At 48.6% G+C, this 8,118-nt stretch carries 11 protein-coding genes; 3 read left to right on the top strand and 8 right to left on the bottom strand.

Annotated elements, in window-relative coordinates:
- Nucleotides 1-513: FAD-binding oxidoreductase (locus L0156_21645; GenBank protein MCI0605598.1), on the bottom strand; the 513-nt coding region annotated here is incomplete at its 3' end.
- A gap of 211 nt (nt 514-724) precedes the next feature.
- Between L0156_21645 and L0156_21640 the strand changes: the two genes are divergently transcribed.
- On the top strand, nt 725-874 hold the full coding sequence (locus L0156_21640; GenBank protein ID MCI0605597.1) for a hypothetical protein: 150 nt from the start codon (nt 725-727) through the stop codon (nt 872-874).
- Between the two features lie 371 nt (nt 875-1,245).
- Entirely contained in the window at nt 1,246-1,716 is a 471-nt protein-coding gene (locus tag L0156_21635) for a ClbS/DfsB family four-helix bundle protein (GenBank protein ID MCI0605596.1), read from the top strand.
- Nucleotides 1,717-1,892: 176 nt separating this feature from the next.
- Here the strand turns inward: L0156_21635 and L0156_21630 are convergent, their stop codons facing one another.
- From L0156_21630 to L0156_21620, 3 genes are all read right to left on the bottom strand, one after another.
- Nucleotides 1,893-2,474 carry a hypothetical protein gene (locus L0156_21630; GenBank protein ID MCI0605595.1) on the bottom strand — a complete coding sequence of 194 codons (582 nt, stop codon included), beginning with the start codon at nt 2,472-2,474 and terminating at the stop codon, nt 1,893-1,895.
- Entirely contained in the window at nt 2,471-4,615 is a 2,145-nt protein-coding gene (locus L0156_21625) for an anti-sigma factor antagonist (protein ID MCI0605594.1), read from the bottom strand. Before L0156_21625 ends, L0156_21630 begins: the two co-directional genes overlap by 4 nt.
- Nucleotides 4,616-4,773: 158 nt before the next feature.
- Nucleotides 4,774-5,934: an NAD(P)-binding domain-containing protein gene (locus L0156_21620; GenBank protein ID MCI0605593.1), complete on the bottom strand. Its 1,161-nt coding sequence runs from the start codon at nt 5,932-5,934 to the stop codon at nt 4,774-4,776.
- A gap of 94 nt (nt 5,935-6,028) precedes the next feature.
- Between L0156_21620 and L0156_21615 the strand changes: the two genes are divergently transcribed.
- Nucleotides 6,029-6,286: a hypothetical protein gene (locus L0156_21615; GenBank protein ID MCI0605592.1), complete on the top strand. Its 258-nt coding sequence runs from the start codon at nt 6,029-6,031 to the stop codon at nt 6,284-6,286.
- An 84-nt stretch (nt 6,287-6,370) separates the two neighbouring features.
- Here L0156_21615 and L0156_21610 read toward each other — a convergent pair whose 3' ends face one another.
- From L0156_21610 to L0156_21595, 4 genes are all read right to left on the bottom strand, one after another.
- Entirely contained in the window at nt 6,371-6,814 is a 444-nt protein-coding gene (locus tag L0156_21610; GenBank protein MCI0605591.1) for a type II toxin-antitoxin system VapC family toxin, read from the bottom strand.
- Nucleotides 6,798-7,016 (bottom strand): hypothetical protein, encoded by a 219-nt coding sequence (locus L0156_21605; GenBank protein ID MCI0605590.1) that lies wholly within the window; start codon nt 7,014-7,016, stop codon nt 6,798-6,800. Before L0156_21605 ends, L0156_21610 begins: the two co-directional genes overlap by 17 nt.
- Before the next feature lie 382 nt (nt 7,017-7,398).
- Nucleotides 7,399-7,596: a DUF5670 family protein gene (locus tag L0156_21600; protein ID MCI0605589.1), complete on the bottom strand. Its 198-nt coding sequence runs from the start codon at nt 7,594-7,596 to the stop codon at nt 7,399-7,401.
- Nucleotides 7,597-7,923: 327 nt separating this feature from the next.
- A partial coding sequence (locus L0156_21595) for a tetratricopeptide repeat protein (protein ID MCI0605588.1) occupies nt 7,924-8,118 on the bottom strand: 195 nt, incomplete at its 5' end.

Below are 8,118 nucleotides of genomic sequence, written 5' to 3'. Positions count from 1 at the left end.
TCCGGCTCCGGTAACCACCTGCAAACCAACACAGTTGTCTCCCTGCACTCCATATCGGAAAGAAGCAACTCCGATTCCCGCCATAGAAAGCGTGCCGCCAACTGTAACATTCAAATTGTTTGTCAGGACCGGCGGAATCAATTTGTGGGGCTTCAGTCGGTTGACCAGATCATTCCAGAGAATTCCAGCATCGACAATGCATGTTTTTTCTTCAGTGTTTACCTCAAAATGTTGATTTAGCGCGGTCATATCCAGCAGAATTCCACCCTGGTTTAACGCCTGTCCGCTCTGGCTGTGCGCCGCTGAACGGGAACTGATCGGGAGGTTATAACGGATTCCCGTGCGAATCACGGCCGCAATGTCTTCTGCAGAAGAAGGCCTGACCACCACTCGGGGAACGCGCGTGATCATCCTCCCGAAGTCGCCGCTAACCGCATTCAAACTTTCGGAGTCGTTTAAAACCTGTCCACCGACTACCCCTTGTAATTCCTGAAATAATGTTGCATCGCTCATAAGTACCTCATTAAGAACTCATTATTCTTCCACAGCTTCGCATGCCGAATCAACCTCCCGAAAATTTCACCGCAGAGATCGCCGAGCACGCAGAGAAAACTAAAAACTCCCAAAACAATTCTGCGTGCTCTGCGGTGAAAGTTTCATGGTTCCGGCTGACATTCGCTGTCATGGGAAACTGCCCTGAAAATGGAATGAGATTGGTCTCCCGATGGCGTACCATGCGCTCGGACGCAAAGACAGAATCCGCTCCGATTCCCGGTGGCTCCCCTTCCTGCGAAAGATCGGAAAGGCGCCCGATCAGCTCGCAAAAATCCAATTCAAAGTGACGCTGCCAAAAGACGAAGCGACATCGAAATAGAACGCCGCCTACTCGCGTAGCTCATAGGCAGATTGCTGTTTTCACGAATAGCATTTTTTTAACACAGAGTCATAGCGCGGCCTACGGCCGCAACCAAATTTCAGATTGCAGATGTGAGATTTCAGATTGAAATGTGAGAATTGTAGATTTGACGAGCGTTCTGCGAAATTTGTAACGCCGGCTTCCAGCCGGCAGACTTTGGCAGACCACTAAAGCTTTTGCCGGTCGGAGGCCGGCGTTACAATCACTCCGAGACTCTCTTCAGAAATAAGAAACACCAACGGTCGGTTCAGCTTTCAATCTACAATCAATCAATTTCAATCTGAAATCTGCATTCTGCAATCTCAAACAATGGTTTAAAATAACTTTAGATGCCACCTATCGAAAATCAGATTGCTTCTTTTCAAAAAAACGTTGGTGCATTCGAAAGATGTATTCGCTCCTTGCAACAGGATCAATTTCTCAAAAAATTGAAACGTTGGTCGCCGAGAGATATTGTGGCTCACTTAATCGGCTGGAATCGGTCTTTGATTCAGGGGAGTAATCAGATTCGGAAAGGTGAGCTCCCGTTTTACGATATCGACCCGGGAGAGAATTACAGCAAAATAAATGATGCGTTCGTGAAGCAATTTTCTTCGGAGTCACGCGAAGAACTGCTGTATGAAATGCACACTTCCGCTGAGGAATTAGTCGACTTTCTGCGGACGCTGAGTCCCGATGAATGGGATCACGATTATGGAGTCAGGCACAAAGAAGCTGTGATCACGATTCGAAACAGCATGGATGAACTGATTGCAGATTACGCTCACCATCTGAAACAAATTGAGGACTGGCTCAGCTAGCGTCTTTCCGCCTGCCCTGAAATCCTTTTTTTACCGCAGAGGCCGCCGAGTTCGCAGAGACATCTCAGAGGTTTATTTTTGTCTTAACTCTGCGTCCTCCGCGTACTCCGCGGTGAATTTTGTCATGATTTCTAGGTGACGGTTCGACCGTCATTGGGAACTTTGCGTTACAGCGGTTACCATTTTTTGAGGTTGCTTTCCAGGCGCTCACACGCAAATTGAAGATTCTGAATCAGAATTGAAGCGGTGCGAGTATAGCGTTGAAAACAATCTGCCGTAATCACATTCCGCATCTCCAACATATGTGGCATGTATTGTTCCTTCACCCATACCGCACCCAGATCGTGCAGTCCGTATGCGCAGCTTGCAGTATTGTCCGTTATATCCGCCAGCTTGATCAATTTTACTTCTTCGGGCGATGAAGCGATTTTTCGTATGTAGTTTTCTCGAAAATCATCTCCTTCTTCATTTGTTAAGCAGCGAACCCAGTCATCTACGCGCGCGCCGAATCGAGTTCTGATCTCCACAGGATCAATCAGAGTGTCTTCGTACAGATCGTGAGCCAGTGCGGACAGAAAAATGTCCGTCACCATGGATGAATCTTCGAATTCATTGAATCTACAAATTGCATCGTATACGATCTCTGCGGTGCTAAGGCAGTGATGCCAGTAGGGGATTCGTCCGTTGTTCCTCCACTGCGGAGCATGATATTTCTGGACGATTTCCAGCATGGACCGCGCTTTCAACGGATCGATCATCTTTCCAGCTCCAGGATGCGGTTTACGATGATCGCCGCGCTGTAGAGCGCATATTTCTTTCGGATCGCAGGAAACCCGATATAGGAAAGCACCGAATAAGTCCATTCCAGCACGGCAAGCCAGTAAGGAATGATATCGGTTTGCGAATGCACTGCGCGCCGGGAATAATTTCTCATCAAACAAATCACGCCGTGCGCTTTGGAAACTGACGGATCGTGGCCGCTATAGTGGAAGGGAGGAGGATCGGTCAGCGAACGAACCGACGCAATTCCCTTTTCAAATTCCAGAATCTCCTGCAAATCCTTTTCATTGTCGATGCGAGTCATCTCGAATTTGACAATCGTTTCCTGTCTTGCGAAGTCGGCCAGCGCATTTCGGACGCGAGTTTCGGAAAAATCGATGATGTAGATATTTTCCTGCTCATCCAGCAGAACATTCTGTAAATTCAGATCGCCGTGACAGATTGCGCTATACCAGCTTCGACTTTTTTCGGCTCGTGCCGGATATTCATACTTCAAAAAATGCAGCGGATTGACGAGCGTCTTGTTCAACTCAGGGACTGATAAAAATTCTGAATCTGCGGAGATGCCGAATTCCCTTTCTGCATCGTGGAACAGGCCGGGAAATAGACGAAGCGGCGAATGATCCTGATATAGAAAAAGCGTTTCCTGTTTTGATTGGCCGTACCATAGATCCAGGATTTTCCAAAAAATCTTTTCGTAAAGCGGAGTCAATTCGTTTAAGGAGCGTTTGCTGTAGTGTTCACGGAACCATGTAAGTTTCGTATCTGGTCCATTGATTCCAACGAAGTTATATCGAAGGCCGGCCCATTTACCGTGGGAGGCGGTGCCCATAATCGTAGTGCTGTTGTTCAGAATGAATTTCTCCGCGTAATTACGGCACGCATTCTCTTCGCGATTCATTACTGCAGCCGGACCAAGCTTGAGCACGGTTGGAAATTGTTTGCGTCCTGCTGTATCGTAGCTGGTTACCCGAAATGTTTTGGACACAAAGCCGCCGTGAAGCGGAGTCAGTTGAATTCGATTGCAATCGGTGTATATACGTCGAATGATTTTTTCCCACTCTTCTTCCATACTGCTGCCGTCTTCCATTTGGATCCTGGCCAATCTCTCCACACCGGGACGTATTGCATCTGACGTATAGATCCATACCGTGCCCGCCAGAATTCTGGTTTCGTGATTAAGGATGCACACTTCTTGAAGAGGAACCAGAGAATTGATCATACGAACGCATTCCTGCGGATTCTCGGAAGGCAATTGTAAGGGAACTTCTGAAAGCAGAATCGCATGCAGTTCGGCGGGCAAAGCTGCATTCAAAGCACAGCCGGTGGCGAAGAAGCCGGATAATGCTCCAGTGCGGGCAAACATGATGAAAGCCCGAACGGGGGAATCAGGAGTCAGCTCGTTTAAGTCTTTCATCAGTTCGCCTAATGTGAATGATTTGTCGCAACGGATCTCTATTCTTATTTCTGCGATTCCATTCATCGATATTGCGGATTTCAGATAGACAAAAATCTCTGCGGGATCTTCGACAACGATAAAATCGGAAATTCCTTCCGGAGGAAGCACACCCGCAAAATTCACTCCGGATACAAACGGTCCCATTGTCTCGACTGCTTGTGCGGCGGTGCTGCCAAATCCCGCAATCCCAAAAGCAAAACCAAGATCCTGCAGTGAAATAGCAACCGGTGGAGCGTTCTTATCCGCCTGCCATGATTCGATTTTCGCTTTTCCCGTTGAGATTTCGTGAATAGAATACTCTCGTTCGTTCCGTATGAGCCGTGACACTCGATTTTGCCCGGCCAGGGCTTCTTCTACAGTTTCAGCTAAGGGAAATTGATTCAATAATCCGCAGGTTCGCAAGACTTGCTGCGCGAACGAAGTTACGCCTACCAGTATGGTTTTTCCGGAACGCGTGCCCAGATGTTGTTTCAGCTTGAGCAGCGAACGAATGCCAGAACTGGAAAGATAGGCTACACGCGAAAAATCAAGAATGATTGTATCGCTCTGATGAGTGAGGTCCGGAATCCTGGAGTCGAATTCAGAGGCGGCCAGTCCATCAAAACGCCCTTCCAGCGTGATGACGGGAATCGATCGGTGGTGGCTAACTCTGATTTCCATACAGCAGCACATTTTATCATTCCGGAAACAACCTGAGCATGATTTGCCTGTACTGCCGGCTTCCAGCCTGCTCCTTGAATAGGATTCATAAAGCGAAACTCACTATGATAGGACGATTCACTTTCCGGAGTGGTTCACATAAGCCTCGTCGCAGTTATTCACGTCCGTGGTGACGATTGGCCGAGTCGTTTGATTTCATCACCTAGTATTTTTGCGGCAATGGGACACGCAACTGTAAAGCCAAAGAAGGGACCAAAATCACGTGTGGCTGCAAAACCGGTGATGTAAAGGCCGGGTATGCTGGTCTGGAACTCGGGATCCAAAACTGGACAACAATCTTCCATATCCATGCGATTCAAAATGGAGGCATCCAGAAACGGAACGTTTCTCATATTGGGGCGGTAACCTGTCGCCAGAATGATCTGATGAACTTCAAACGTTTCACCATTGTCGAGTTCAACTTTGTAAGGCGCCTCTGAAGAAGTCACGACTCGAACATTTGTTTGGGAATAGATGTGGATGTTTTGCTGATGAATGCGCGGACCAAGCCATGGCTCTAGCTTCAGGCGTCCCTCCGCAAAGAATTTCTTCTGGATTCTTTCGCGTTCCTGCAACGGAAGTTTTCGCCACCATGCGTGATCTTTTAGCGCAAGACGGGCCATGGGTTGGACCCACGACCATTCCGATTCTGCAAAACGCGGAGCCGGATGGCGATAGGAGATGTGAATTTCATCAGCTCCTGCTTCGCCAATCAGGGCAGCCCATTCATGAGCGCTCTGGCGTCCACCCACAATGAGAACACGTTGATTGCGAAGCGATTCAAAATCGACCATGTTGCACGTGTGTGCCACGGAACCGGATGGGAACTTCGAAACGAGATCGGATGGTAAATTACGGAAATTCGCAAATCCCAATCCCAGGAGCGCGCGCGGCGCGTGAATTTCAGATCCATCGTCCAGAGTCGCCACGTAATCATCATTTCTAAAAGCCAGATTTGTTACATACTGATTTGTAACTGTGAGTTCATATTTTTTCATGAACCAATCGACATAATCACAAAATCGACTTATCGGAATTGGTCTTGGTGGGTTGCTTGAGAGTTTGGAGTCATCCAAATAGGCTGCGAATGTATGAACAACTCTGGCGTCCAGATGCCAGTCATAATCGGAACGCAACAGCATTCCTTGGGGCATGTGATGGCTCCAAAACTCAAGAGTCTTGCCTACGACAGTTACGTCTACCCCTAAGTGTCTGGCATACGCTGCGGTTGCTAAACTGAATGGCCCTGCGCCGATTACAAGGAATTCAGTCTTTTTCATTTTGCCTCATCATATCGCCGCAAATACTCCCCATGTCAAGGGCGTATTTAGAAATAGCTTAGCGTCTTAGCGGCTTTGCGTTAAAATCCTTGCAGTGATCGGCGAAACGGTCTCGCACTATCGCATCCTAACCAAACTGGGTGGGGGAGGAATGGGTGTGGTCTATGAAGCGGAAGACCTCAACCTCAAACGGCATGTTTCACTGAAATTTCTCCCTGATGATTTCATTGCAACTTCCGAAGCACTCGAACGATTCAGACGCGAGGCGCAATCTGCATCCGCTTTGAATCATCCGAACGTCTGCACGATTCACGAAATCGCAGAGCATGAAGGGCCTTCCTGCAAAAAATGAAGTTGCCGCTGGATTAGCTTTTGAAAGATTGCTCGATCAATCTGAAATTTTTTCAAGCGATAACCGTTTCGACGTGCACCCTCGTTAGAGGGAATGAACGGTAAAACCGGTGGCCCGGGCTGCCTCCAGCAAACGATTGTCAAAGCAGATGAAGTTACGTCCTTTCGGTTGTTCGTTACACCATACGAGTGCTGCTCCGAGTTGAAGTGCATCCGCGGATCGAATTGTGTGGCGACGGCAAGACTCCTCAGCAAGCTGACGGACTCGATCCACCGGTAAAATTTCCCGCCACCGTAGACGTAAGCCGGCAAAAAGCTCCAGCGCATTCTCCACACCGGAAGCTGTCATGCGCCCGTCTCTTTGCAAACGAAAAAACGCCGCGTGAATTTCGACAGGCGTTCCCCACCAGGCGATGATGGTGGAATATCGCCGCAACAATTCCCGGGAACGCGACGAAAACCGATCCCGGCAGAGAAGCGGAAGCAATGAGCTCGTATCCCAGAAAGCGCGCTTATCCTGCTTCATCATTTCGATCCGCAATCAAAGCGTCGAGCGACGTCCCTTTTTCCACTTCCGGTTTGCGCACTGCAAGAAAGCGTTTCAAGTAAGCAGAAGTCAATGACTTTTCCGGGAGCCGCATCTCGCCCTCGGCCACGAGTTCCCATTCTGCCTCATCCTGATCCTGCGGGAGGATGCGGGTCATTCGCGCGACAGGTTTTTTGCGGTTCACGATCACAACCTCCTCGCCCTTTTGGACTTCATCGAGATACGCACTGAGCTTGTCCTTTAACTCAGCTACTTTCGCGGTCTTTCATGTGGCTATTATAGCTATATCAGATTTCTGTTGTTAGCCATAATAGCCATCATTTCGCGCGGACTTTTTTCGGACGGAAATGACGCCGCGGGTGCCGCATCATTGAACCAGGGTTGAACCGCAGAGGACGCTGAGGTAAAAAAAATTCCATTCAACTCTGTGTCGTCCGCGTTCTGTGCGGTGGATAGGTTTCATTCCACCACCAATGAACCAGCCATGATTGAAACGGTTGCCGTAACATCCTCTGGTGCTCTTCGGGCGACCACTGCCTTAAGCGAATCAAACTGAATGTCGGGATCTATCGCGAAGCGGTTTTTGATTTTTTAAACCTCGGTCCTGTATCTCCGGGTCGGGTGGTTTTTTCACCCGAGAATTGTCGAAGGAGGAGCACAATTGCGAGAATCGGGAGCAGATGAATAAGTCCCGACAGCGAAACTGAAAAGATGATCCCCACGAGCCATAAAACAAGAAGCACCGGAATGTATATTCTTAGCATAGTTTGAATCTCCTGATTCACGATCGAAAACATAGGGGCCAAGCTCACATGATGCCGCTACACTTAATTTCCCACGAGGTCTGCAGGAATCGCGGTGCAGCAGAGGGCCTGAAGGCATCCCGGCGATTCGGGTTTTTAGAGCACTGAAAATTTGAGGGTTATCAAATGGATGCTGCCTTTGCAGCATCTTTGGCTCCAACGTGCATATCGAGTATAGAGCACTGTTCGTAAGCGGTCAAACAAGGTGCGAAGGATAGATAAGCGTGTTCATTCCTGCCGGAGGGAACCTTTAGCGCGATTGTATGCATCGCCCGTATTGTCTAACTCTTACTCAAGGTTTCTGAGGACTTCTATGGCATTTGCATTGTAAGGATCCTTTTCCAGGCTCTTCTTGTAGTGCTTGATAGCGTTTGCCCGGTCTCCCTGAACAGAATATGCCTCCGCCAACGAATCATAAACGTTGGAATCATCCGGGTAAGACTCTGCATTTTCCTGAAAAATCCGTATCGCCTCAGTTACTTT

The sequence above is a fragment of the bacterium genome, assembly GCA_022616075.1.
Classification (GTDB): domain Bacteria; phylum Acidobacteriota; class HRBIN11; order JAKEFK01; family JAKEFK01; genus JAKEFK01.
This window is presented reverse-complemented; position numbering and strand designations above follow the sequence as displayed.

Bases quoted from the DNA above. Each gene is read 5' to 3' on its own strand.
- L0156_21640 (MCI0605597.1), top strand. From the start codon at position 725: ATGGCGTACCATGCGCTCGGACGCAAAGACAGAATCCGCTCCGATTCC.
- L0156_21635 (MCI0605596.1), top strand. From the start codon at position 1,246: ATGCCACCTATCGAAAATCAGATTGCTTCTTTTCAAAAAAACGTTGGT.
- L0156_21630 (MCI0605595.1), bottom strand. From the start codon at position 2,474: ATGATCGATCCGTTGAAAGCGCGGTCCATGCTGGAAATCGTCCAGAAA.
- L0156_21625 (MCI0605594.1), bottom strand. From the start codon at position 4,615: ATGGAAATCAGAGTTAGCCACCACCGATCGATTCCCGTCATCACGCTG.
- L0156_21620 (MCI0605593.1), bottom strand. From the start codon at position 5,934: ATGAAAAAGACTGAATTCCTTGTAATCGGCGCAGGGCCATTCAGTTTA.
- L0156_21610 (MCI0605591.1), bottom strand. From the start codon at position 6,814: ATGATGAAGCAGGATAAGCGCGCTTTCTGGGATACGAGCTCATTGCTT.
- L0156_21600 (MCI0605589.1), bottom strand. From the start codon at position 7,596: ATGCTAAGAATATACATTCCGGTGCTTCTTGTTTTATGGCTCGTGGGG.